Source organism: Acinetobacter nosocomialis (assembly GCF_041021905.1).
Classification (GTDB): Bacteria; Pseudomonadota; Gammaproteobacteria; order Pseudomonadales; family Moraxellaceae; genus Acinetobacter; species Acinetobacter nosocomialis.
The window spans coordinates 2,332,535-2,357,148 of the sequence record NZ_CP157432.1 but is presented as its reverse complement, the minus strand read 5'-3'; the positions used below and the strand labels follow the sequence as shown (position 1 = coordinate 2,357,148).

Annotated in this window: 22 protein-coding genes; 20 read left to right on the top strand and 2 right to left on the bottom strand. The window is 38.2% G+C overall.

The window, feature by feature from the left end; all coding sequences use genetic code 11:
* Nucleotides 1-51: 51 nt before the first annotated feature.
* From ABLC00_RS10950 to ABLC00_RS10890, 13 genes are all read left to right on the top strand, one after another.
* Nucleotides 52-510 carry a hypothetical protein gene (locus ABLC00_RS10950; protein WP_032007581.1) on the top strand — a complete coding sequence of 153 codons (459 nt, stop codon included), beginning with the start codon at nt 52-54 and terminating at the stop codon, nt 508-510.
* Nucleotides 511-521: 11 nt separating this feature from the next.
* Nucleotides 522-749 carry a hypothetical protein gene (locus ABLC00_RS10945; RefSeq protein WP_001239774.1) on the top strand — a complete coding sequence of 76 codons (228 nt, stop codon included), beginning with the start codon at nt 522-524 and terminating at the stop codon, nt 747-749.
* Between the two features lie 72 nt (nt 750-821).
* Nucleotides 822-1,727, top strand: coding sequence for a hypothetical protein (locus ABLC00_RS10940; RefSeq protein WP_000157187.1), 906 nt, complete (start codon nt 822-824; stop codon nt 1,725-1,727).
* A 2-nt stretch (nt 1,728-1,729) separates the two neighbouring features.
* Nucleotides 1,730-2,533: a hypothetical protein gene (locus ABLC00_RS10935; RefSeq protein ID WP_001108883.1), complete on the top strand. Its 804-nt coding sequence runs from the start codon at nt 1,730-1,732 to the stop codon at nt 2,531-2,533.
* Nucleotides 2,526-2,726, top strand: coding sequence for a TraR/DksA C4-type zinc finger protein (locus ABLC00_RS10930; protein WP_000130710.1), 201 nt, complete (start codon nt 2,526-2,528; stop codon nt 2,724-2,726). Before ABLC00_RS10935 ends, ABLC00_RS10930 begins: the two co-directional genes overlap by 8 nt.
* 11 nt (nt 2,727-2,737) lie before the next feature.
* Nucleotides 2,738-3,250, top strand: coding sequence for a hypothetical protein (locus ABLC00_RS10925; protein WP_000014219.1), 513 nt, complete (start codon nt 2,738-2,740; stop codon nt 3,248-3,250).
* A 19-nt stretch (nt 3,251-3,269) separates the two neighbouring features.
* Nucleotides 3,270-4,979: a terminase gene (locus ABLC00_RS10920; protein WP_348941125.1), complete on the top strand. Its 1,710-nt coding sequence runs from the start codon at nt 3,270-3,272 to the stop codon at nt 4,977-4,979.
* A gap of 154 nt (nt 4,980-5,133) precedes the next feature.
* Nucleotides 5,134-6,912: a hypothetical protein gene (locus ABLC00_RS10915; RefSeq protein WP_004708324.1), complete on the top strand. Its 1,779-nt coding sequence runs from the start codon at nt 5,134-5,136 to the stop codon at nt 6,910-6,912.
* 63 nt (nt 6,913-6,975) lie between these two features.
* The gene (locus ABLC00_RS10910; protein ID WP_004708325.1) at nt 6,976-7,602 is read left to right on the top strand and encodes a hypothetical protein; all 627 of its coding nucleotides are present in this window, start codon (nt 6,976-6,978) and stop codon (nt 7,600-7,602) included.
* Between the two features lie 4 nt (nt 7,603-7,606).
* A complete protein-coding gene (locus ABLC00_RS10905; protein WP_000151778.1) occupies nt 7,607-7,894 on the top strand; it encodes a hypothetical protein in 288 nt (95 codons plus the stop codon).
* Between the two features lie 118 nt (nt 7,895-8,012).
* Entirely contained in the window at nt 8,013-9,308 is a 1,296-nt protein-coding gene (locus tag ABLC00_RS10900) for a hypothetical protein (RefSeq protein WP_004708326.1), read from the top strand.
* Between the two features lie 21 nt (nt 9,309-9,329).
* A complete protein-coding gene (locus ABLC00_RS10895) occupies nt 9,330-10,097 on the top strand; it encodes a hypothetical protein (RefSeq protein ID WP_004708327.1) in 768 nt (255 codons plus the stop codon).
* Between the two features lie 61 nt (nt 10,098-10,158).
* Nucleotides 10,159-10,437 carry a hypothetical protein gene (locus ABLC00_RS10890; protein WP_001098596.1) on the top strand — a complete coding sequence of 93 codons (279 nt, stop codon included), beginning with the start codon at nt 10,159-10,161 and terminating at the stop codon, nt 10,435-10,437.
* A gap of 85 nt (nt 10,438-10,522) precedes the next feature.
* Here the strand turns inward: ABLC00_RS10890 and ABLC00_RS10885 are convergent, their stop codons facing one another.
* A complete protein-coding gene (locus tag ABLC00_RS10885; protein WP_000210194.1) occupies nt 10,523-11,419 on the bottom strand; it encodes a phage antirepressor N-terminal domain-containing protein in 897 nt (298 codons plus the stop codon).
* Between the two features lie 206 nt (nt 11,420-11,625).
* Between ABLC00_RS10885 and ABLC00_RS10880 the strand changes: the two genes are divergently transcribed.
* Nucleotides 11,626-11,877: a hypothetical protein gene (locus tag ABLC00_RS10880; RefSeq protein WP_000229653.1), complete on the top strand. Its 252-nt coding sequence runs from the start codon at nt 11,626-11,628 to the stop codon at nt 11,875-11,877.
* 166 nt (nt 11,878-12,043) lie between these two features.
* On the opposite strand, the gene ABLC00_RS10875 is transcribed toward ABLC00_RS10880, so the two are convergent.
* Entirely contained in the window at nt 12,044-12,169 is a 126-nt protein-coding gene (locus tag ABLC00_RS10875; protein WP_000680690.1) for a hypothetical protein, read from the bottom strand.
* Between the two features lie 253 nt (nt 12,170-12,422).
* On the opposite strand from ABLC00_RS10875, the gene ABLC00_RS10870 reads away from it, so the two are divergent.
* The 6 genes from ABLC00_RS10870 to ABLC00_RS10845 all read left to right on the top strand — a co-directional run bounded on the left by ABLC00_RS10870 (nt 12,423) and on the right by ABLC00_RS10845 (nt 24,580).
* On the top strand, nt 12,423-12,698 hold the full coding sequence (locus ABLC00_RS10870; protein ID WP_001015563.1) for a type II toxin-antitoxin system Phd/YefM family antitoxin: 276 nt from the start codon (nt 12,423-12,425) through the stop codon (nt 12,696-12,698).
* Nucleotides 12,661-12,927 (top strand): type II toxin-antitoxin system RelE/ParE family toxin, encoded by a 267-nt coding sequence (locus ABLC00_RS10865; RefSeq protein WP_000119670.1) that lies wholly within the window; start codon nt 12,661-12,663, stop codon nt 12,925-12,927. The genes ABLC00_RS10870 and ABLC00_RS10865 overlap by 38 nt, the downstream gene beginning before the upstream one ends.
* A gap of 126 nt (nt 12,928-13,053) precedes the next feature.
* Nucleotides 13,054-13,698, top strand: coding sequence for a hypothetical protein (locus tag ABLC00_RS10860; RefSeq protein ID WP_001187723.1), 645 nt, complete (start codon nt 13,054-13,056; stop codon nt 13,696-13,698).
* The gene (locus tag ABLC00_RS10855) at nt 13,698-14,147 is read left to right on the top strand and encodes a hypothetical protein (RefSeq protein WP_001240941.1); all 450 of its coding nucleotides are present in this window, start codon (nt 13,698-13,700) and stop codon (nt 14,145-14,147) included. Before ABLC00_RS10860 ends, ABLC00_RS10855 begins: the two co-directional genes overlap by 1 nt.
* A complete protein-coding gene (locus ABLC00_RS10850; RefSeq protein ID WP_033846514.1) occupies nt 14,147-15,040 on the top strand; it encodes a hypothetical protein in 894 nt (297 codons plus the stop codon). Before ABLC00_RS10855 ends, ABLC00_RS10850 begins: the two co-directional genes overlap by 1 nt.
* A 9-nt stretch (nt 15,041-15,049) precedes the next feature.
* A complete protein-coding gene (locus ABLC00_RS10845; protein WP_348941116.1) occupies nt 15,050-24,580 on the top strand; it encodes an interleukin-like EMT inducer domain-containing protein in 9,531 nt (3,176 codons plus the stop codon).
* The last annotated feature ends 34 nt before the right edge of the window (nt 24,581-24,614 follow it).

The following is a 24,614-nucleotide window of genomic DNA, read 5'->3' as shown; positions in this document are numbered from 1 at the left end:
CAAATACAAAATGATTTCATAGTCCTGTTCATTAGTTCAGGACTTTTTTATATGCAACAAGCTCAAGACAATGTTTTAGTAGGAATCGCAGAACCTATCAATGGTCAGGGAGAAAACTTATTAATTGATCATTTCTTAGGATATGCAAGCCATGAATTAGAACCACAAGAAATTGATAAAGTTATTAAAGGGGAAGTGGTTGAAGGCATCACGGAATATGCTCAGGGCCATTACTATAAGATTTCAGCAAATCCTGAAAACCAAAATGCAAAAGAATTTGAAATCAGTATTCATTTTCAGGATGGCCCAATTCCTGAACATGGGGTGAATGGAGTTACTAGTGAAGCATTGTTAAAAGTGCTTATTCACCGTACTAAAACTTTAGATGAAAAATTCCCAAGCGAATTCAATAAACAAGCCATTATTTATATGGAAAGTGCGCTAGAAGAATTTAATAAGCGTACAGCAGAGCGCCGTGCTCGTGGTGTTGAAGGTACACTTCTAAAGTAATTGGGTGAAGTATGCGATTAAGTATTTTTTGTCGAAAGCGTGGTTGTTCTCAATTAATTGACTTATCTCAAATGGATTGTTTGCAAGTCTCCCAAAGTGAACATCGAGGCGGCATGGTTAGCGAGAGCTTTTATGATGTTTTTATCTCACTAAAAAGTGGATTCATCTTTGATGCAACCATTGAAGATAAACAGCATGACAAGCTATTGGAATTGATTGAATGTGATCAAAAGATTTGATTTGGAACTGATTAAATTTCAACTATAGAACAACTGAAACAATAGCCTCAATCACAGCATTGGGGCTTTTTTATGGCTAGCAAAAATAGAAAGACAAAAGTTCTATCTTACAACTTACATGACCGATGCCGTAAATATACCGGTGTTGATCGAAGTAATGTCGATGTTGATGCAATGGTCAACTTGATCAACAGTGACCATGTTCAAGAAATGGTTGCTACTAATTCATTACAAGGTTTTTACGGTCATCAAATTCGACAGCGTTACGGTATGGTACCGCCTGAAACTGTTCCTATTAAAGGTAAATTGGTATATCTAGCCCCTGCGCTTAAAACAATTCATTTACGTGCTTCACAAGATGGGACTGTAGAGCATCAAGAAGAATTTTTTGACAATGAACCTGGTGAACTTGCATTAAGACAGTATGCCGCACAAGCAGGTGGATTCAGCACAGCAGTTAACTATAAGAGAATGGGTGGTCGTCTTATACCAACTGGCTTTTTTGGTTTTGACTATGTGTCACAACCTAACTATGCAAGTAATGTAGGTGACGGTCAGTTATTTGATGGTTTATTTGTTCCAGAAGAACCTGAAGGTGTTGTTTCTTGCTTTGATAGTGCAACTGACATTTCACAGTTATCACCATCTGAAATTGTTATTGCTCAATTACTTGAAGATCAAATCTTACAGACCTACGACAATATCAATAGCCAACTTCATCTTTTAAATGAGTTAGGAAATGCTCAAGGGTTAGTAGGTGAACTATCAGAAAAAGTTGATAAACAGAAACGCCTGCAACAACTTAGGGAAGAACGCAAAAAAGAACTCTATACAGGTTTGGTAAATCCTGTGAAGAGCTTTGATTCAGTTCAACAACATGCTGAACAAATTCTGCAATCCATGGATCAGCCAAGTGTAAAAGAAAAAGCTAAAAAGCCGAAAAAGTCTTTTGGCAATATCTTTAGTGTATGGGGGTAATAATGAATTACCCCAATGATTCACTTAAAAGCATTCAAAACGCTTGGTATAAGCAGTTAGTTAATTTTCGCGCTTGGTATATGCCAGAGACACAATTAACAGCTGACTGGAAAATGAGAGCTATTGGCAACGCTATAAAAGCATGTCCTTCAAGGATGATGGACGACTCAGAAGCAATGCTTTCTGAATACAGAAAAAGCCAAACACATGGTGATAACTCTAAAGTTCAATTACCAATCATGCTTACTGCAACAGCGTTAACAGACCAACCCCCTGATGTAAATCAATTACTACCAGTACCAGATTTTGTTGAAACGGTCATTGATGAGAAGCGGGTAAAAGTTCGTCTAGTACCAACAACTGTAAGAGCTCAAATCGCATTTTTTGCCACCAATCCTAACGATCTGCGTTCAGTCATTGGGCAATTTTGCGCGTACATGTCTAGCAGTGATAACCGCCGTTTTAATGTGCCATTTCAGCAATGGAATGATCATGTTGTTAATTCAACATTCACTGTATTTGAAAATGAACTTTTTCCATCACCCGTACCTAGCGAAGCAGTCAATCTTTCTATCTCAACTGTAGATATTCAGCTTGTGGGTTACACACCTAACGTTATCGGTTTCGGTGGTCCTTTCGATCAAAACACGGGTAATGGGTATGAACCTGACGGCTCAGCAACGGAACAGCCCGCAATCAACGACAAAGTTGTAGTGCAAGCTGATCAGTACACGCCACTCGACCATCAACGTTTGAAGGGTGACAGAGAAACAGGTGAAATTACAGTTGAGCGTATAGATGACTGACTTAATCGATAAGGCACAAGAAAGTGCTGATTATTTATTGCAGCAAGAAATTGCAAATCGATGCCGTTTTGACGGCGAATCTGAAAAAGAATGTGTTGAATGTGGTGAAGAAATACCAGAGCGCCGCCGTTCTTTAGGTGGCGTGAAATTCTGCATTGAATGCCAAACCAAGTTAGAACGCAAACGGCGCTAAGGATACAAGTAATGTCTGGAATTATTCGTATTGACAGTCGTGTTGCTGGGTTTTCTGATCAACCGATTCGTCTCATTGGAGCCGCATTTGCGGATACTGGTGAGCTTGTTATTCAAAAAACAGCCGTTTATTCAAATTTACCTGTACCAAGTGATTTAAGAGATCAAACGGTTGTAGTAACTGACTCACCGGACCAAGTACAGAATTGGCAATTAAGTTTCAATGCTAAAGACCACTTAGAGGAAGTGATTTCAATTTATCAAGCTCGTTACAGAGCAAAATTAATTGAAATTGAGCCGAAGTTAAACCAGTACAACCCTAAGAACGTACTTGAAATCCGTAAAGTCGATAAAAACGGCCTTCAGCAGGAATTTGATAGCAGCAGCTTAAACAACGGCCACATTGCAATCCTGTTAGCTGTTTGGGCTAGTACAAAAATTGCAAAAGGCTTTTCAATTACTGAAGGGAATCAGTTTGAAGAAGATGCTGTAGATCCAACAATGCTTCCTTTTTCAATCTTTTAATTAATGGTGTTTTTACGGTATGGCTTTGGCACCATTAAAAGAAATTCCCGAATGGTGGGAACTTTGTGAGCGTTATCGATACGACATCTATGCTTTCGCCGTAGAAGCATTAGGTGTCGAACCCACATGGCAACAAGAATTACTATTTGAATCTATTGCATTTGATGGTAGTCGTACATCCGTAGCTTCAGGTCACGGTTGTTTTGGAAAAGGGACTTTAATCAAATTAGCCAATGGGGAATTTATCCCAGTTGAGCGCATTAACCTAAATCACAAGATCCTTGCTGCAGATGGTAAGACTGAACTAGATGTAATTAAAACAGTAACTGGTTATCAGGATATGTACCGGTTTGAATATGAGAATGGCAAAGCTCATACATTCAATAAATCGCATATCCTTTGCTTAATCTCTTTATACGATGGTAACGGCTGGTCAAAGGGCGACAAGATTGAATTACTTGTTTCTCAATACATGAACCTAAAGCCAAAAAATAGAGAACAGTTTGCATCATATAGGCTTGTTGATGGGGATCATGAGCCTTTAAAAATCACATCCGTTGCCGAGCTGGGTGAAGGTAAATATTACGGTTTTGTACTCGATCCAGATCCATTTTTCTTAGGTGAAGATGACTTAGTACTACATAACACTGGTAAAACGGCCAGTGCCGGTATTGTTGCCTTATGGCATCTCTTGTTTTTTGATGAATCAATCATGATGTTTACTGCCCCCCAGATCGGGCAGTTAAAGAAACAAGTCTGGAAAGAAATCAGTATCAATCTAGCACGATTGAAGCAAGGGCCTTTGGCTTGGCTTGCTGATTATGTCGGGTACCAGTCTGAACTCGTTTACATTAAAGGCTACAAAGAAAAATGGTATGTCTTTGCTAAGACAGCACCAAAACATCAACCTACAAACTTGGCTGGTAACCACGGCGATAACTACATGGTCTGGGTCGATGAGGCCAGCGGTGTAGATGATGCTGTACTGGATGTAGCGTTTGGTGCATTAACTCACGAAGACAACCGTGCCGTAATGACGTCGCAACCTACCCGTAATGCGGGTATGTTCTATGAGACTCATCACAAGTTAAGTCATCGAGCTGGTGGTGTTTGGATTGCTCTCACATTTAACGGGGAAGAGTCACCATTAGTTAGTAAGCAATCTTTAGAAGAACAACGGCAAAAGTATGGAAGCCGTGAAGACGCTCAGTACAAGATCCGTGTTCTAGGTGAATTCCCAGACTTATCGGATGAGTTCTTAATTACCAAACGTCAAACAGAAGAAATGTATGTTGGCGCGAGTATTTTTGATGACCATCAATTCGGTTATGTCATTACGGTTGACGTTGGTGGTGGTGTTGGTCGTGACGATTCAGTAATTGTTGTATCTAAAGTTTGGGGCGAATCGCAATGGGGGGAGCGTGCACGGAGCTATTTAATATTCAATGAAAAAGGTAAAAAGACAGGTGACATTGAAATAGCTGAACAATGTACTTCTGCAATTTTCAATTACCAGGTAATCGGGAACGGGGCAGAAGTAGAGTTTTTCGGAAGCAATGTTCCATATGCAGATCCGCAAAACGATTCTCACTGGGTGTCTATTCTTACATTAACAGCTGCTGCGCCCGATACTGAACCGTTTAGACAGCATTGCTGGGATAAGCTCCGTTATAGAGTGAAAGCAGGTGATAATGTGGAGATTTATGTTTCAAGTGGTGTAAGCGGATAGCTATATAAATAAAGGGCTGAGATGGTCCTTTAGCTACATTTTCTTTGTCCTCAATTTTGGGGACTTTTTTATGTTTGGAACCGACCAGCTTTAGTAAAAATAGGCCATGTCAGACTTTCTGCATCTTACATAGAAAGCCAAAGGCTGGTTTAAAATGACTGTGTTAACAGAAGAAATTCGTAAAAAGTATGATGCTCAACAACTAGCTACTGTTCAGTGCCGAAATTACTATTTCAAAAGTCCTGATGAGCTTGAAAATGGGTTTGATAGTGCTCAAACAGCTGCAGAAGATTACCCAGAAGTATTAAAAGCAATTTTTGATTCAATTGGCATGGATTATGCGCCAGAAGTTGATAAAGCTGTGATGTTTGGGGTATCACAATATCAAGCACGCCATGGGGGTGAATTACCACATCCTTCAATCATTGCAGCTGCATTATCTGCTGGTTTAAGTGGTGCGAAACAAGCATCTGCTTTGCCTGCTGAGACCCTTAGCTATTACGATAGTATTAATGAATCTGGTTTTGATGATGTAAATCACCAGCATCATGAATCTGTAAGCATCGTTCCAGCAATTACAGTTGCTACTATCGCCAACGTTATCGCTTATGCAACACCTATCGTTGCTATGATTCCCAACTCTAATAGCTCAAATGAAGTACCGATTGTATCTATTCGCTTTATCACCAACCGTGATTTTGGTGCAATGAAGAAATCAGAATACTTAGATGGTGCAAATGCTTCTAAGCCTTATGTTGAAGGACGATTCCGTTTTGCATTGTCTAATGGTGGCGCAGGTACAACTTATACTGTGACTGCACGAACAGGTTATGAAGACTTCAAGGCTAAAACACCTGATGCCAAAGCGAGTTTATTGCCATTTATTGCGGGTAATGTATCTATTAAGATCAATGGTAAAGAAGTTGCGCATACTCGAAATCGCAGTAAATCAAAATTTTCAGGCAAGATTTCTGCTATTGCTGAGAAAGACGTAGTAGTAAACGGCGTTGAATATCGTGTAGTTGGTAGCGAAATTGACATTTCAGCTAGCAAAATTAGCGTGACATTAAATGAAGCATTACCAGTTGGTGCGAAAATTGAAGTTCATCTTGTGGCGGATTTTGATGCGCGTGATGGTAATGATAACTATCTATTAACCCCAGTTGGTGTTGATTTCGAACCTGAATATGAAACATTGATTGCGTCACCTATCATGGCACGGGTAACAGCTTCAACACTATTACAATCTCAGTTAACTAACGAACTTAAGCTTGGTTTTCTGGGTCAGGCTTTAGCAATTGTTCAAGGTAAAATCTTCTTAGAACAAACTGTACGTTTATTAGGTGAAGCAAAAGATTTAGCTGAATACTCCGCTCGTGAAGTTACTTTTGATGCTTCTCGTGGTGTGACTGGAAAATTAGCAGCTGCATTTAATACTTCAGGTGACTTGTTTGCGGAAGTAAATAAATTTATTGCAGCGGCCAAATTGGATATTAACCAACGTACTGGTGGCTCTACCGTAGCATTTGACTTATATGTTGGCGATACTGGGTCAGTATTCTTTAATCAACTGTCAAGCGACAAGATGCCAGTTAAAACCGGATACACTGCTGGTTATGGTCAAATTGTCCGTATTGGTACTCTTGCAGATGGTACAAACGTTTACCACGCACCGACAGCACAAGAGCTTGTAGCTGAAGCAGATACAGCGTTTGATATGCTTTTAGTTGGTCGTGGTAATGAGCCAATTCGTGCGCCGTTCGTTGGCTTTATTCAAACGCCTCTTTCAGTTATTGAAACTCGACCAGATGCGCGTGAATCAGTACTTACTTTAATCGGTGCTCAAGCAGCCGAAATGAACCCGTTAGAACGTTATGCTGATCAAAGCTATGTCATCCACTGTATCAATATGCCATCTCTCAAAAATTCGTAAGTAAAACAGATAAGGGCGCATTTCGATGCGCCTTTTTACCCTATTTATTGAAAGGAAAATCTCATGGCTGCTGCAACACAAAACACTGACGAAACTTTAGCTTCAACTGACGAACAAGCGACTACTAAACAAAAAAACACACGTAATAAAACCAATAAAACTACAGAAACACAGAATACCCAAGCTGGTGATGAAAAAGCTTCAGACCAAGGTGATTTGTTAAATAGCCAAGGTCCTGAAGACGGCGCATCTCAAGATGAAGGTAATAAACCTACTGATTTGAAAAATGGCGATTCAGATAATGAAGAGTCCAATACTCAAGAAAATGGAAATCCAACTGAAACATCGAATGATTCTGTCAAACCTTCAAATGATCTAGATTCAAATGGTGGTAAGTCTGGTGATGATGTGGGGACGGAATCGGATCATGTCCTTAAAGAAACTGATACTTCTAAAGTTAATACTCCCATTACGGATTTGTTAACAGTATCAGGTGGGAGTAGCGTGGATCCGCTAGTTATTAAAGTTACTAATAACGGATTTGCAACAGTTTTAGAACCGTTATCACGTGTTGCTATTGAGGCAGGTAAAACAGCAAGTATTACGTGTCATAACCAAACATTTAAACATCAAGTACTGGAAAACTTACGTCAGTTGAAGGGGCTTGGTAAGAATCTAACTGTTGAGTAACAAGATGACTATTTTCATTATTGATGGCACGAACCCAATTATGGATGCTGTTGGTGATCATCCTACTGAACGAAGTATTACACTTCAAAATAACGGTTTAAGTGACATTACCGAACCATTTACGCAAGTTTTGGTACAAGCTGGTCAAAAGGTCACATTCACTTTGATCGGTGACGAAGCTCATAAACAATTGCTAGATAACCTAGATCAAATTAATGGCTTGAAAGGTAATGTACTTCAAATTGTACCTACTGAGGCAGAAGAGCCTACAGAACCTGCTAGCGGATTATAAAATTTAGGAAATGAAAAACCACTTTCGAGTGGTTTTTTTTACATTGGAACTAGCCAGAAAATCAAAAATGCCAACGGCTCAAAATACTTAAAACAAATAGCCTTGGGCGTGTAATGTAATGAATATACTTGCTCTATCAAGTACAGGTGAGCTATCCCTTGTTGCAGGGGCCAGCCCATCACTAAAACTGGAATTTGATACTCACAGTTATCTTGCAAATACAGAAATCAATGTGGCCTTTTTTGCGAAAGTAACTAGCCCACGCGGTCCTGCAGATATTTCTATGCGTTTGGAAATCCGTGATGCGGTAACAGGTGATCAAATTGTTACTGTTCAGGGATTAGTAGATGGAGACATTGAAAATTCTGCTTCTATTGTCGCTGTAGCTGATGCGAAAGAATATTTTGAGCGTTTTGATTTATCGTTAGGTATTGATGCGTTACAAGCAATCCTCAAATCAAATGCTTATAACGAATCAAATAGCTTAGGTCGTGCTTCAAAAACATTGGCATTGGAAGATGAATCATTACCATCATTTAATCCAGATGAACTATATAAAATTCTGACGAGTCAATTAAGTACACCAGCATATCTGACTTTACCAAATCCTCATGATTTACCAATTTATGTTGCGGCACAACGTGCAGCTACAAAGTTACGTATTCCTTTGGATGCTGAAATCAACCCAACTTTTACAGCTGAGCAAGCAGCTCAATTTGCGACAAGCGTAGATGCACAATCACAGTTTGTTCAATTCATTTGGAGTCCGAACCTATGCCGTCCATCTGGTGCTGTCACACTAAGAGGGCGTAAGGTCCCAGCTTATTATTTGGGCCATTACATCGGCGATAAATTATTACGTAACGCAAAGTTAAATAAACAAGGCTTTGCGCCGTTAAAAAATGCAGTAGCTTGGAAAGATTATCCATTTACAGCAAAAAACTTAAGCCAGATGCCGAATATTGATCTTGAAGATGAACAGACTCAAGAAATGTTGGCTAAGGCTAAAGTAAATGTAGTTCGCCCAGTTAAGTTTGAAACTACATTATTTGTATTAAGTGATGTGCTTACGCAATACCAAAGCAAAAATAGTGCTTTGCGTTTAGTTCCGGCCGCGGAGATTTCAGCTCGAGTTACGAATAAATGTATCGAGATCCTACGGACTTATATGTTCCAAGCTACACCGGACTATATCAAAAAAGCTGGTGATGACATCCAAGAGTTTTTAGAAGGTGCTTCTAGTGAAACAACCGGTTGGTTGCAACCGGCTGAAGATCTAGGGGGTAAACCTTTTGAGTTCAGTTTAATACCTGACAAAGACTATCCATATGAGCGTGTACGGCTCTATTTAGCCCATGGAGTTGTTGGTACAACTCGTGCCGCAATTTTTGATGACGACGTTTTAGTTAAATAATTTTATTAAGGATCTATCAAGATGAATCCATTTGGACCCACTACTGAAAAACCATTAACTTTACGTGCTTTTGATTCAGCAGCGGAGAATATCTCTACCGTTGTAAGTAAGGTTTCAAGTACTGATCGAGAACAGCAATCTGTGATTGAACAAGTACGACAAATTGCTCTGAACATTCTATCCGATACGGTAGATACAATCAGTGAAGGTAAGCTTGAAGAAGGTGAACTGGGCGTTGATCATTTAGACGCATTAATTGTCGATGCATTAGATGGTGCAGATGATGAAGAAGGCATCTTTGAAAGCGCTTTAATGGCATCTCTGTCCGATGCTTTCCTAACATTCGGCGTTGACGCTTCTGATATTGAAGAGATCTTTAGTGATGATACAGAAGTTGCTGATGTGGCGTTAGAAGCAGCAGCCAATACAGTTCTTGCTAATATGCCAGACGATGGCCCAGAACTTGAAGAACTCGTTCGAGAGTTTATTTTCGGTGAAGCGGATGAAACTGAAGAAGGTTTCGATTCAATGGCTAAAAAAATTAAAGCTCGAAATGGAGCATTTAGCCAACGGAAAGTAAATGGACGAAAAGTTCATTACCGTGGAGTACTTGCGATTCGACAAGGTATTAAAACGGTTGTGAATAAGCGGTTACCTGGTCAAAAGGTTCGTTTAACTGCAGCACAAAAAGCTGGTATGAAAAAAGCTCGACTTCATGCTTTTACTGCAAATGCAATCAACAAGCGTTTACGTTCATTCAAAAAAGGTAAACGCTTAGGTATTTACTAATTACTCATAGGTAAGGTCATTTTTGGCTTTACCTATAATCCATTTAATTAAGGAAATACTCATGAATACAACTCAAATCATAGGTGAAGCGCCTGGTATTCAATATCAGAAAAAAACTGATAAAACAGAAATAAAGACCAATCAATCATTAACTGACACAATTATTATTGGTCGTTTTATGCGTGGGCGTTTTGATGCACCGATGACAATACATAAGGGTAATATCCGTGGTGAACTTGGTTATGAACCAAATAATCCTGATTATCGTTGTGTCCAAGATGCGCTAGATCGGGGTGTACCTTCATTACAGGTTCTGCGAGTACCACCAAATATTGGATAAGTTCTAAAAAGAAAGCCAGCTGTATAGCTGGCTTTAATATAAGGGGAGTTCCAGTAGGAACGTCTTAATTTAATGATATGCCCTTTCAGTTCACAGGTTCAAAAGGAAAGCGTTTTAATACTTTGCCAAGCTCAAGTACTTCATCCTTATGAAGAAACTCCCATAGCCCATTAAACTTTTCGCGTAGTTGCACGACATTAATGGGCGTGTGGTGTAGAGAATATTGCTGTACTGAAAGAGCGCCGTTTTCCTGAATCGAAATCCAGAAGTTTTTCGGACCTTTGGGAGATTGATACTTTAGCTTCTCACCTACATGCTGTGCTATTTCATAAGCTAGCGGATTTTCTAATGCTGGATACCGTGCAGCGAGATTATCTACAAATTTTTCTAAACGTTTAAGTGTATCTGTTTCGGTTGGGCCTAGCTCATGAAGTGGTATTGTCTCAAGATACTGCTTCGCATCATCAAAATGGATTGAAAGCAATTGGCTATATTTAGCAATTCCAAAGTGGCGATTATGACGTATCCACATAGAGGCTCTTAAACTTCGATCTTTTCCTGCACGACGATCGACGATTGCATGTAAAGCATGCTGTTGTTCAGGTGAGATAGCTTTTCTATGATTGATTACTTGGCCTTTTGTCCAGTAATTCCATAAGACATCATCACATTCGTTTTGGTACATGATGACAGTGTCACGAAGTTCAGGTTTTACTTTGTTAGGACTGATGGTGGTGAGCCAAGCAAGAAGTTTTCTTAGTGGTAGACAAACCATTTCCTGTAAGTCGCCAAGAGTAGGTATAACGATTTTCGTTATACCCCATCGTTGAGGATTGGCATTCAGTTTTGCTAATTGAGACTGCCAAGCTAACCCCATACCCTCAACAATAGGCTTCATGGGTGTATATGGCTGACCATCATGTTCCACCAAGTACAACTCAGCATTGTGGAAAGGTACGGTGATTTGAGTTAAAGTAGTCATGTCTAATTTCCTCTTAGAGATTGGATATAACCCCTTGTTTACTTTGATCGGTACAAGGGGTTCTTTTTATCAAGACCATATCCTGTCCTGATGAGTTAAATATAACAACTATTAAATATAATAGCAATTACGAGTATTAATAAAATTATATTTAATAGCAATTGTTCTTGTGATACACTGAACTAAATATTTTTTGGTATATCGTGATGGTTGAAAAAAACAATGTCGCAACTTTGCGAGAGCAAGCTGGTATGACAGTTTATCAATTAGCTAAACAATGCGGATTTATATCAAATAATCATGTGCTTAATAGGTATATAAAAGATGCAGAAGCAGGAAAACACATCAGTGTTTATCGTGCCTTACTCATTTACACCGAACTAAAAAAAGCTGGTGTATGCGAGAAGTTTGAAGATGTCTTTTGGCTTGAATGTGATGATAAAGATATCGAAAACTAAAATATTTTTCTTGTGGAGTTGGAACTAACTAACTTCTAAGCTTTCCTCATTGTAAATAATGGCTTTATTCAATGAATAGGGTCATTATTATGTCCAAAGCTTTAGCTTATGCACCGGCAGTAAATACAGCTAGAACAAAGTTGCCCAGTACTGAATCAGATCCTTTCTATTTTAGGCACATTACAAGAAAATCAGTTATTATGAAAATCATAACAACTTGATTAACTATTTGTTTTAACTTAACAAACTGAGAAGCCCAATCTAAGCCAATGCCATCAACGATATGCTTCATGGGTGTGTATCGGGGTGTACCTTCAGTACAGGTTCTGCGAGTACCACCAAATATTGGATAAAAAGCTGATTTAAAAAGCTACCTTTTAGGGTGGCTTTTTTATTAAGACCTATTAAGTGGTTGTTAAACAGGTCTTGAAACAGATCTTCAAATTGTTTATATTGAGTTAACCCTGTAGCAAACTTAACTTTCTGAGGACGGTTCTAATCAATTGGCTACAAATTGATGTAGGACACATCAAATGAGAAACGTCATGAACCACATAATCCATAGTCGATTTGTGGCTAGTGTTTCTGAATTAAAAAAGAATCCTACAGCAGTTGTACAAAATGCTTTTGGCGAAGCAGTAGCTATTCTGAATAGAAATAATCCAGAATTCTACTGTGTTCCGGCAGCAATGTATGAACGCATGATGGATCTAATTGAAGATCAGGAACTAATTAAACTAGCCGAGCAAGTTGATACTGACGAAACTGTGAAGGTATCTATTAATGAGTTACGAGCTAGAGTTCTCAAAAACAGCTCTTAAAAAGTTTGACAAACTTAACCCACAAATCGCTGAGCAGTTTATTCGTAAGCTGGAAGCAATCCTAGATAACCCTAAGATACCGAAGAATAAGCTGAGAGGATCAGTTGATCTATATAAGATTAAACTGAAATCAGCAGGATACCGCCTTTTATATCAAGTCAAGGATGATGTAGTCGTAGTTCTTGTTCTTGATGTAGATAGGCGAGATGTTATCTATAAACAGATGTGATATAGCCCGCTTTTGCGGGTTTTTTATTAATATAAAGTCAGTTTTCTAAAATGGAACTGATTAAAAACCAATAGCAAAAACATCCTTAATCTTGTTGCATAAATCTGCATTTTGAGCATCAAAATTATGCAACAATCTAATCCGATTTTACTAAATCAGCTTAAACAAGATTACATTGCTCTACAGCAACTTGGTTCACCATTATTAGCGTGTCAGGGGATGTTTGTTCCTCGTGGCATGGAAGACCTTCGCTTCTTATTTAAAAGTTGCCCACGGCCAATTGTGAGTAATGAAGATCCAGCAGAAGTTCAATATGCGGGTGGATTTACTGGAATTGTTGCTGGTCCCCCGAAAACCCATTACACAGGCAACCTTCAAATCCTAGTAACTGAAGCAGGGCATGATCAACTATTAGCTGAATATGTCGTAGCTAGTGGTGGAATCATCCATGGTGATTATTACGATGGCCGTTTAGGTAGTTTTACCCGTTCTTATGCACTTGAAAACTGTGCTATACGCTTTGAGTCAGCTGAGTATGATTCAGATAGCCGATCTCAAGTTATGACAGTTTCTTGCCCAATCGACTATAACTACTTTGGTAGCTTCGCAAACATTGGTACCAACGGCAGTATTCAGCCGGGTAAAAAAGAAATTGATGGTACAGCTGAACTTGTGAATCGCGTTCAGCAGGTAATCAATACTGCTCAACAAGCTGTACGCAACTCAACGATTAATGCGACATCACGTACATTAGGCAATCTTTTCGGGTAATGGCTATGAAGTTATTACCTGAATCTGAAGGGTATGCTGTAGTTGCTGGTTCTATCCAGCAACTTTCAGAAGAACTCTATAAAGAATATCAATTATCGGGCTATTCAATTTTGCTTGATGATATCGTGAAAGCATTTTTAGATGAGGCAAAATATTATGCCGGATGGGCTGTTTTAGATTGTCAAACTAAAGCTACCACGAGTATTGAACTGAATGAAACTATCGAACTTAGCGGTGATGAGTACGTAATCATCCAACCTTTAGTAAAAGCTCACTGTGATCTTTTGCAAGCTAGATTGGTTGAAGCTACTCGTGGGCTCGGAGTCGAAAGTTATGGGCTATCTGTATCAGAAGCTCAACAGAACTATAATGAAAAGAAAGACGCTTTGCCTAAACTTGCGTTTTGTATGGCCCCAATGAGTTTTAATTTTAACTTGGGGAACCGTTAATGCAAATCACCATTGTATCTGCGGGTAAAATTATTCCAGCGTCTGAGCTGATTAGTGCAACTTTAAGAACTGATCTCATACCTATTCCCGCATCTATTGAGTTCACAGTTCAATCTACTACTGAATTAGACTCCCTTTTAAAAGAAGGGGAGCTACTTACTGTAAATGACATATCTCATCCTTTCGAACTTATCAAAGTTACCCCTCTAAAAACTCAGACTATTAAACAAGATCGGCGAGTAGGTGGCATCTCATGTATTGGTATTTTGGCTGGTTGTAAAAGACTTATCGAATATTCAAAGCAAGCAATTATTAGTAATGAAACTTCTTTTAATTCAGTAATTCGAGCTTGTGGTGCAACGATCAGTCTGGGCAGTGATTTACCTTTGCCTAAATTTGTTTGTTTAAAGGGTAGTATGCCTACACAGCGCTTGGCTCATTATCTGCAACAAGAAGCAGCTGTAATTTGCTTTCAAAATAATAAAGTGTCTGCTCAAAAAATTGATTCTTTCTTCAAAAAGGAACCTATCACAAAACTAGATCCTAGCAGTGTCGTTTGGATATCAAGTAAACCTTTGGAACTGATGCAAAAATCATCTTTTGTCACAGTTGAGAATAACGGTTCAACGGTTGTTGGTGATGACTCAATAACCCCAGGCCACACTGTGACGCAAAGAGCTGGTTTAGATGCCCGACAAGTCAAAAACTTGGAAAAAGTTTTGATTATGCGTGGGACCATTATTAGACCACTAAATTTGAACTGGAATGCAGGCGATATATTTGAAATAGATAGTAAGAAGTATGTCGTTTTAACTGCTGCACATCATATAGATACAGGCGCAATCGGGGGATCAATGGGGACTTCATCAAAGTTCTGGATTGCTAATTTGTAGGTCAAATATATGAATGGTTTAAAACGTGCAAAGATTTTAAGTTACAACGCAAAAGGTCGTACTGCACAAGTACACATTCATGGTTTAACTGATGGCGCGAGTGAAGGAATTACAGCAACTTTTGCTTATCCAGTCGGCGATAGTGATTTAGATACAGAAATTCAAATAGTTGATGGTGAAGACGTCTATGTCTTCTTTGAAAATGGTAATGAAGAACGTCCAGTAATCCATAGTTATGTCAGTCACGGAGACGGCGCGATTGTAGGTGTGCGCCGTATTCGACAAGATAATATTGAATTTATCTCTAAAGAAAATTTAAAAGTAGATTCTGGCACAACCGTTTCGATCAAAACGCCGTTAATGAATGTACAAGCTAATACTCAACAAACTGGTAATAGCACATTAACGGGAAATAGCACTGTAATGGGTAATACTTCAGTAGCTGGCAATAGTTCTGTAGCGGGTAGTATGGCCGTTGGCACAACGCTTACGGTTGCTGGTGTGCCTATTGACCCTAACGCTATTGAAGGTGCATTTAAAGACGCTCTCGATAAGTTAGAAGGGCTTAAGGAGGAATTAAAAGAACAAGGGGAGAAGATTGAAAATAACGAACAAACTAATCAAGAAATTGAAGAAAAGGTAAAAGAAGTAGAAGATTTAATTGAAAACATTAAAGATTCTGATGCTTTTAAATTGCTTGAAGAAGGAATGAAACATTTTGATGAGGAAGTTCAAAAGATTCATGAACAAGTTAAAGAAGTTAATCAGATCGCTCAAAATAAAGTCGATGAAGTTCGTGCTTATATAGATCAAGAAATAAATAATACTAAATTAATTGTAGATCAACATAATAATGAGGCTAATCTACGATTGGATGAAGCCAATCAACGTATCGATCAGTCTATTCAAGCTAATGAAGCATTGGTTGCTGATGCTCAACAACGTGCAATTCGTGCTGAGAAAGAACTCGATGATAAAATCGGTTTTATTAAAAGTGAAACAGATTCAATCATTGCTGATGTAAGAAGTGATTCAAATGAAATTCGGTTAGTCGCAGAAAACGCAAAAAAAATTGCGGATCAAGAAGTTCTGGACCGTAAAAAACAAGCAGCTGACACACTAAATGTTATTGATCAAACTAAGGCCGCCTTAAAACAAGACATTGATCAAAACTTAGTTAAAGCTGGTCAAATGATTGATGACGCTAAATTAGCATTAGGTGAAGAAACTAATACACTCATTAATCAAAAAATTGAACCGGTTGTAACCCAAACTGAAGCTGCAGTTAAAAAAGTAGATCAAATTGCAGCTCAGTATATTGATCTTGATAAGAAAGTTGATTCTGGTTTTCTAGCTGAAGCTGAAGCACGTGCAAATGATAAAGAGGCTTTAACTCAAAGTTTTGAGCTTAAGTTTGCTGAAATGCAAAACGAATTCGGTAAGTCAAACGCTCTAATTTCAGAAGATATAAAAACTCTAGCAGCTCAAGATAAAGCGTTTACTGAGCAAATTAGCACCGCACAATCACAAATTGGTGACAACAAAACTGCTATTAACAAAGTCGAACGTACTGTAAGTGATTTGAATCAATCTATTGCTGAGAAAACCTCACAAATTGAATCTACTCTTAAAAACTCACAAGAACAAATAGAAGGTAATGCCGCAAACATCGAAAAAGTAGAATCTTCAGTGAAACTTGTTGATGAGAAGGTTGTTTCAGAAGCAAAAAAACTTGAAGATCTAAAAACTGACTTTAATTCGAATAAAACTAAAACAGAGTCGGATATAGCAACAATTACTCAATCAGTTTCTGATGGTGATAAAGCCTTATCTTTACGTATCGACCAAACGAAAGCAGCTTTGGAAGAAGCTGATCGGAAATCTAATGCAAATATTTTAGAAGTTACTGAGTCACTTACCGAGTTGGAACAGTCTACTGCTTCAAAATTTAGTGAACTTGATACAAGTATCTCTAAAGAAAACTTAAAGGTACAAGGGCAAATTACTGATGTTCAAAAAAGTGTTTCGACCTTAGAAAGTAATACAAATACAAGCATAAATGGCCTTTCATCATCACTTAAAACTACTGATGATCTTGCAAAACTGGCTTTTGATAATGCAGCAGAAGCGCAGCAAACAGGAACAACGGCGGTAAAAGCTACCGAAGCCCTTTCTCAAAATTTATTAAGTCTAAAATCTCAAACTCAAGTAACTTCTGGGGTACGTGCAGTCGTCACAACAAAAGGTATTGATGACTGGACACGTTGGCGTACCACTGCAGAAGCGAAAGTAATTCAAGATTCTGATGCACTAGGTGGTTATATTCTTGAGCTTGGGAATAATGCTGATAATGATGAAACATGGGTTCATTGGAATGAGTTTGTAAAGATTAACCCAGATACACTTTATCGGGTTCGTGCACGTTTCCGCCGTGTACTCGGTGAAAATGGATCTATTTATCTTGGTGTTGCATGTAAAAATGCAGACCAAAGTAAATACGTAACGACTACAAACACCCTTGCAGAAGATATGGGTTCTTCTAACTACTTATTGTCGGCCATTAAACCTAATTTAGGTGAGTGGCAAGAAGTAGTTCTATACATGAAGGGTAAGTCTACTGGGGCAGCAACTGGCTTAGGGACAATTGATAATCCGCGTACTTTCCCCGCGCAAGCTGAATTTTATGCCCCAATCTTTATTGCAAACTACAACTTCCAGACAGGAATTTGTCAGCTTAATTACATTATTGTTGAAGATAACAACTCATTAGCTTCAGCTAATGATGCAACTGCAACAGCAAATGATTTATTCAAAACAGCAACTAACAGAACAGAAGCTGAAGCTGAAAGGACCAGTAAGCTTGAAACAAGAATGCAGAATGCAGAAACAGGTATTCAGAGCAATGCTCAAGCTTTATTGAAAACAGCTACAAAGAGTGATCTCGAAAGTGCAATGGGCCGTGTATCGACTGATATAACAGCTGCTGTAGATAATTTAAAAATCGGTGGTGTTAATGCTGTTGCTAATTCAGAAGCTCCTAGAACATCGACAGCTACAACAAGTCGTGAATACTTAATGTATGAACGAAGCAAAGAGTTAAAAGTTTTTTATGACGAAAACTTAGATAAGCCGGTTACCATTTCATTTGAAGTGAGTGTACCTGTTGCCGGTTCGGTTCAGGTTTACTCATCTAATGGTTCTGCCCACTTTTTCACAACTTCAGTTACAGTAACTAAAGCAAATGAATTTCAAAAATTTGCAGTGACGGTTTTTCCTAAATTTAACACTGGCAGTTCAACTGAATCTACAATTGAGTTTTACGGTACATATGGCTCAGGCCGAATTCCAACAATTCAAAAATTACAGATCGAAGCCGGCAATAAACCTACAGCATGGAGCCCAAGCCCTCGGGATACGCAAAGCTCATTAAATGCTAATGCAGAAGCGATTAAGATCACTCAAGCGGAAGTTAAGAAGCACGGCGAAACATTGTCTTCTCAAAGTTTAGATATTTCTAAGCTTAGAAATGATCTAAATTTAACTAATAATGAAGTAAATAAAAAGGCTTCATCAGAAGCATTGGAAGCAACGAAATCAGATGTAACAGAACAAGCTGGACAGATTAAAGCAGTTACAGAGCAAGCAACAGCACTCTCTGCAAGTTTGAGTAGAGCCGCAGCTGCTGGTTCGAATTTGCTTATCCAGTCAAATGTTGTGGGTAAATATAACGGAACTTCATATCCTCATCTTTCATATAAGCTAGGCGAGGATTGGGAGGTAGGCGCAAAATACACTTTAATGTGGTGTGCCGAACATCAAAGAAATGGTGCGGATACAAACTCTAATTTGGCAGTTTATGCTGGGGGAGGTCAGCAAGCCTTACAATCCGTTGTTAATACAAATGGCAAAGTTATTAATAAAATAACCTTTGTTAAAAATAATCAAGTTATTGAAAAACGTGCTTTAAATTTTTACATGATTAACAGTCCTACTGCTGCTCAAGGTTCAGTCGGAACGGTTTATTGGGCAGTGCTTGTCAGGGGTGACTTAATCACTACTGAATCGTGGATCCCCAGTGCTTATGACTACAACGCTGCAGTAGACCAAGTTAATGCAAACTTTAATGATTTCAAACAAACATATGTGACTGAAAAGGAGGCACTAACAAAGAGAACATCAAGTCTTGAAACTGGACTTTCAAATGCTGAAAAAAATATCGATAACACCGCAAAAGCACTGCAGAACTATGCAACCACAGCAAAGTTAGACGAAGCTACAGCAAATCAAACTAATCAGCTTAATGCTCAAATTAAAAATGTTAAAGCATCTATTGAATCTGCTAATGATAGTGACTCATTACTGCCAGATTTTAATTTAAAAAACCCTGAAGATTGGATTAATTACTATAGTTATGATTTGAAAATCCACTTTAAAACAACTAATACAGGTAAAGTTGGCAATACTGTCTTTAGAAAAGATTCTTCGAATCAAGCAGGATGTTGGATATATAGCCGTAAAGCTTTACCGACAAATCGTTCATATAAAGTTAGCTTTTGGGTCCGCCGAAGTGCAGATTCTACAGGTGATTGCAGCATTACGGCTATGTATGGCAAAGCTGATGGTAGTTTTTCAAATGCTACAATCACTGCATCAGCGATTGCTTTAATTAGAATTCCAGCAAACGAAGAATGGGTATATATCGAACAGGTTGTAACTTTTAATACTCATCCACAAATGAAGTTAGGTTTTGCACTTGGACACAATGGCAGTGGCGGTTGGTGGGAGTTACAAGCTTATCGGGTAAATAGCGTTTTAACAGACAAAGATGTAGACACATCACTTGTTCGCGCTACACAACTACAAAATTATTCGACTACTGCTGACACCAATAAAGCTGTTGCCACAGCTACAGATGCCTTGGAAGCAAAATTTAAGCAGAAGTTCGGGAATTTATGGACAGATAGTTCAGCAACACTGGATAGCACCCGTTATACAAAAGCAGAAACAAATAAAGCTATTGCTGAAGAAAGTAAAATTCTAAAAGCAACAATTTCGTCTAGTGGTGGAGACAATTTAATCAAGAATGGTGATTTCTATGCGCCTTTTTCAATCTCTAACTGGCGTCAGAATGCTGGTGTTGAAGGTAATGTTCTAGAAGTTTTTAAGGATGCTTATGGCGCAAACTGGGGGAGATTCCGCTCTACGAATTCGTCTACTTATTTTAAAGGTTTTATAGAGTCAATTACGATAGCTGATGGTTTAGAAATTAATCAAACCTATACGTTGTCACTTAAAGCCAAAGCTCTAACTGCAGCACAAAAAACTTTGCTTTTAATCATCCATAGATATGATGGTACTGGTAATAACCAGGTTGTTAATGAATGGAATATTGCAACAGATAAAGAAGTATTATGTACTTATACTTTTGATACAAATATCAACAACTTACAATATATTAATATTATCCTATGTGCTCAAGTAGGGTATGCTCCTGATTTCTTAATTCGTGAAGTTCAATTAGAGAAAGGCGAGTTAGCAACAGGATTTAGAAAAAATCCTCGTGAAATTGAGAAAGGTTTAGAAGCTAATTCATTAGCAATTACAGGCACTAAAACAGATGTTCAGAAAAATTTAGAAAAGATCCAAGTACTAACTGAAAATTATACAACTCTTAAATCAACTGTTGATACGAATAAATTAACAGTTGATGGGAAGTTTCAGGAAATAAACTCTACAATTAGTGATAATCAACAAAATATAACCCAATCAATTAATAGCTTGGATTCTAATTACAAGCAGTTAAATCAAGATCTAGGACAAGTCTTTAATTACAGAGTTTATTCTTCAGGCTGGAATAATGATTTTACTGGAATCAAGAACTTAAAAGGTGAGACTATATCTGTAGCTTCTAACCGCGGCTTTTCTGTGCATGTTTTAGCAGCAGATGGCTCGATTGCAACCTCTACGAGATACGATACATATGCTGACCCAGCTAATGCAGTAGCAATGAGTAATGCAATTCAGTCATTACCTCAAAATACTTTTGTGATTATCACTAACTATGATTACATTGCAATGAATTTGAATAGTGTAAAACCAGCATTACTTTCATTAGGCGCAAATCAATTTACTCTAGATCAGATTACAGGCAGAGATGCTTATATTTTAATTGGGCAGAAGGGAATCGGAGCGGGAAGAGGTATTGAACTTCATGCAACTCCTGACTCTGGTCTGAATGGCGCAAAACAGATTATGGTTGCTGTTCAGGTCGTTAGTGGTATTCCATTAGGATTAGCTAATAACAGTGGTAATTTGCAAAAAGTTTTGGAAAATCATGCTCAAATTTTAAGTCAAAAAATTACTCGATCTGATGCTAAAGAAGTATTTGCAGAGGAAATAAAATCCTTTTCAGCAAAACTAGATACTATTCAATACGCAGAAGATAATTGGATTTTATTAGGTGATGAAACTAAAACATTAAATGTTTCAACAGGCACAAATCAAACTTTTCCAGTCTGGGAACTACAATATAAAATTAAAGAACTACCAATCGCTAAAGGTGATCCTGTAGTTATACGAATCAAATATAATGCTTCGGCAGGTCTAATTGGTGCAGTTTGTACCATCCAATTTCACGGCGCGGTATATGGGCTTGGTTTACCATTATTTACTGTTCAAGCAAGTGGAGAATTAGAATTAACGGGGATTTTTCCAAGTGATGTAAAAGCTACGAATTTTGAATTTGTTCCTCTGGGTTTACGATTTGATAATGCTCCTTCAGCGGGCACATTTTCAGTTTCGAATATTTTCATTAGCCGAGGAAATTCTGCTCCTAATTTCAAAGGAGGCTTTAAAACTACTCTTAAACAAAATGCGAAATTTGTTGAAGATACATTTATCAATGCTGATGTTAACAAAGGTGTTATTGCACAACAAATTCAGCAATATGACGCTTCTGTACCAGGTGGACTTTCAACGGTATTAAAAACTACTAAAGCAGCAGCGGATCAAACATCAAAAGATTTAATTAATCTTCGTAATAATGATATTACTCAGCTCCAAACAAGCACCGACAATCTGGGTTCAGCATTAGAAAATACAACTAAGCTTGCAATGATGATTACTAACGGTAAGTTGCTTTACGGTGATGTAAATTTCAAGAAAGGAATGAACAACGTCGGCACTTACAACAATCTTCAGAATGGTACAGTTAGTGTTACTCGTGAAGTTAAAAGTGCTGACAATCCGACCACTTCAACTCATGAGGTTAGAATCGTTACAACTGGTTCAGCAAGCCCGAATTTCGGCGGTTTTCATCAACAGTTTTTCACACGTTCAAATGCTATTTTTATCATTAAATACCTGATTAAATTACCTATCGGCTACAAGTTATATCCTGCAGCAAATTTAATGGGCGATGGATCAGTAGATAAATTCATTGGTAGCACTGACGGGACGGGGAGATTTGAAGTTTATGTTCGTATGGTTAAATCCGGTGCCACCGGAATATTCGATACTTCTGGATTCGTACATGTAGCGGGTGGACCAGCCCCAACACCTGAAAGCCCTCTAATCTGGACTTTAGCTCAAATTGAATGTTATGACGTAACTGACTATGCATCTGCAGATCCTAATTTACAAGATTTCGTTTCCACAGCTAACGAGTCATTAGGGACATTAACTAATTTTAAGGAAACATGGGCAAGTAAACTTACTGAAATGTCTTCTAAATTGGATAGAACAAATAGTGCATATATTCTTAATTCTGACCTAACTAATACAAATATTGAAAGAGCAATTGCTGCATCGTCAAATCAGTTAAAGTCGGAATATATTGATCCATTACAGAAAAATACTGAAAGCTTAAAAGAAAATATTTTAACGAATGTTGACTTATCAGGTTTGAATCCAGATATTTACTATCCTGTTATCTTTCAGTTGGCTACCGGTAAGCAAAAGTATGATTTTAAAGTATTTTGTACTTTGGGCGGCCAAAATAATAGTAATGTGCCTTGGGCTACACATGGTACACGCTCTTTCGGTCTTAATTGTGAATGGAGTGTTACCGCTAATGGATGGGGTACTCAAGCAGAAAATAGAATTATTGATAAGTTCTCTTTTAGCTGGACTGCACAATCACCTTTAATAAACATTAAACAAATGCCTAACTCTTCAATTGAAACTGTCTTTTTACGGGGTGGGGCGAGATATGATATATCACACTATAAAACGATTACACCACTTATTAAAACTGAGTCTTTCACAGCTTTGGGACAATCTATTGAACCAATTCAATATAATTCGTCACTTGTACCAGTACCAATTTTTGCAGAAATTGTAAAAGCTCAAGACACAGCTGCTGCAGCATCTAGAACAGTTGCTGACATACAAAGAGATTATGTGACTTCTTCAAAATTGAATGAGGCAGTTGCTTCATCCAATGAAAGATTATCAGCCCTCTATTCAGCAAATAGCCAAACCATTATGGCGTCTGCTTTGCAAACTTTTGAGAAAGATTGGATTAACAGAACGCCTAGCGGCTCAAGAATAGGAATGCGTTTAATTGAAGATCAAACTTGTCGTGGTGGTTATGCATTACGAATGGGAGATAATTCAGGAAACGATGAAGTATGGTTGAATTGGTTTTCTACCTTACCAATTGATGATAATAAGATGTACCGGATTAAATACCGCTACAGAAGAGTGTCAGGTGCTGGTGTCGTTTATGTGGGGGCCACCTGTTTTAATGCCGCAAAAACTGCATTTATTACAGACGCTAATTACATTAATGGAGATATCGGCTCAAGTCATTATGTGGTGGGTGGCGCTGCACCTGCCTTGGGTACATGGGTGACGGGTGTTGCTTATTTCAAAGGTAGATCTGCTGGTGCAAGTAGTGGGGCTGGAACGCTTACAAACCCCAGAACATTTGCAAATAAAGCAGCTTTCTTTACTCCTGTTTTTATCGGCAATTATGCAGCTCAAGCAGGCGAAGTAGATCTAGATTACATCGATATTGAAGATGCAGACAATATTGCTGAATTTGAGAGTTTTAAAACTACATATACCACGGATGTAGGAGCTTACGTTGGTTCACTTCAAACTCTCACTTCAGTATATGGGCCAAATGCAATTAATCTTAAGTCTCAAGCTGACTTGATAGATGGCGTAAAGGGTAAGTATGTAATGGGGATGGACAATAATGGTGTGTTCACTGGTATGTCTATGGTCAGCGAGCAAACAAATGGAACTGTGCTCAGTTCTATAGGTTTCCAAGCGGATAAGATTTTCTTCACTACTGGTACTTCTTCTACTAAATATATGCCGTTCATAATCCAAGACAATCAAGTTGTCATGAACAGTGATGTATTTATTAAGAATTTGACAGCTGCAAATTTCAAAGCGAAGTCTTTAACAGCTGAACTGTTTAAAGTCGATAAATTGAGCGCGATTGCTGGTGAGTTGGGGACCTTAACTACCTACAAGGATCCGGCTAAACCCAATGGTGCGCGGCAGTTTAATTACGGTTTACGACGATAATAATGTTGTCAGGGTTAAATTAGGGCTGTGGTAG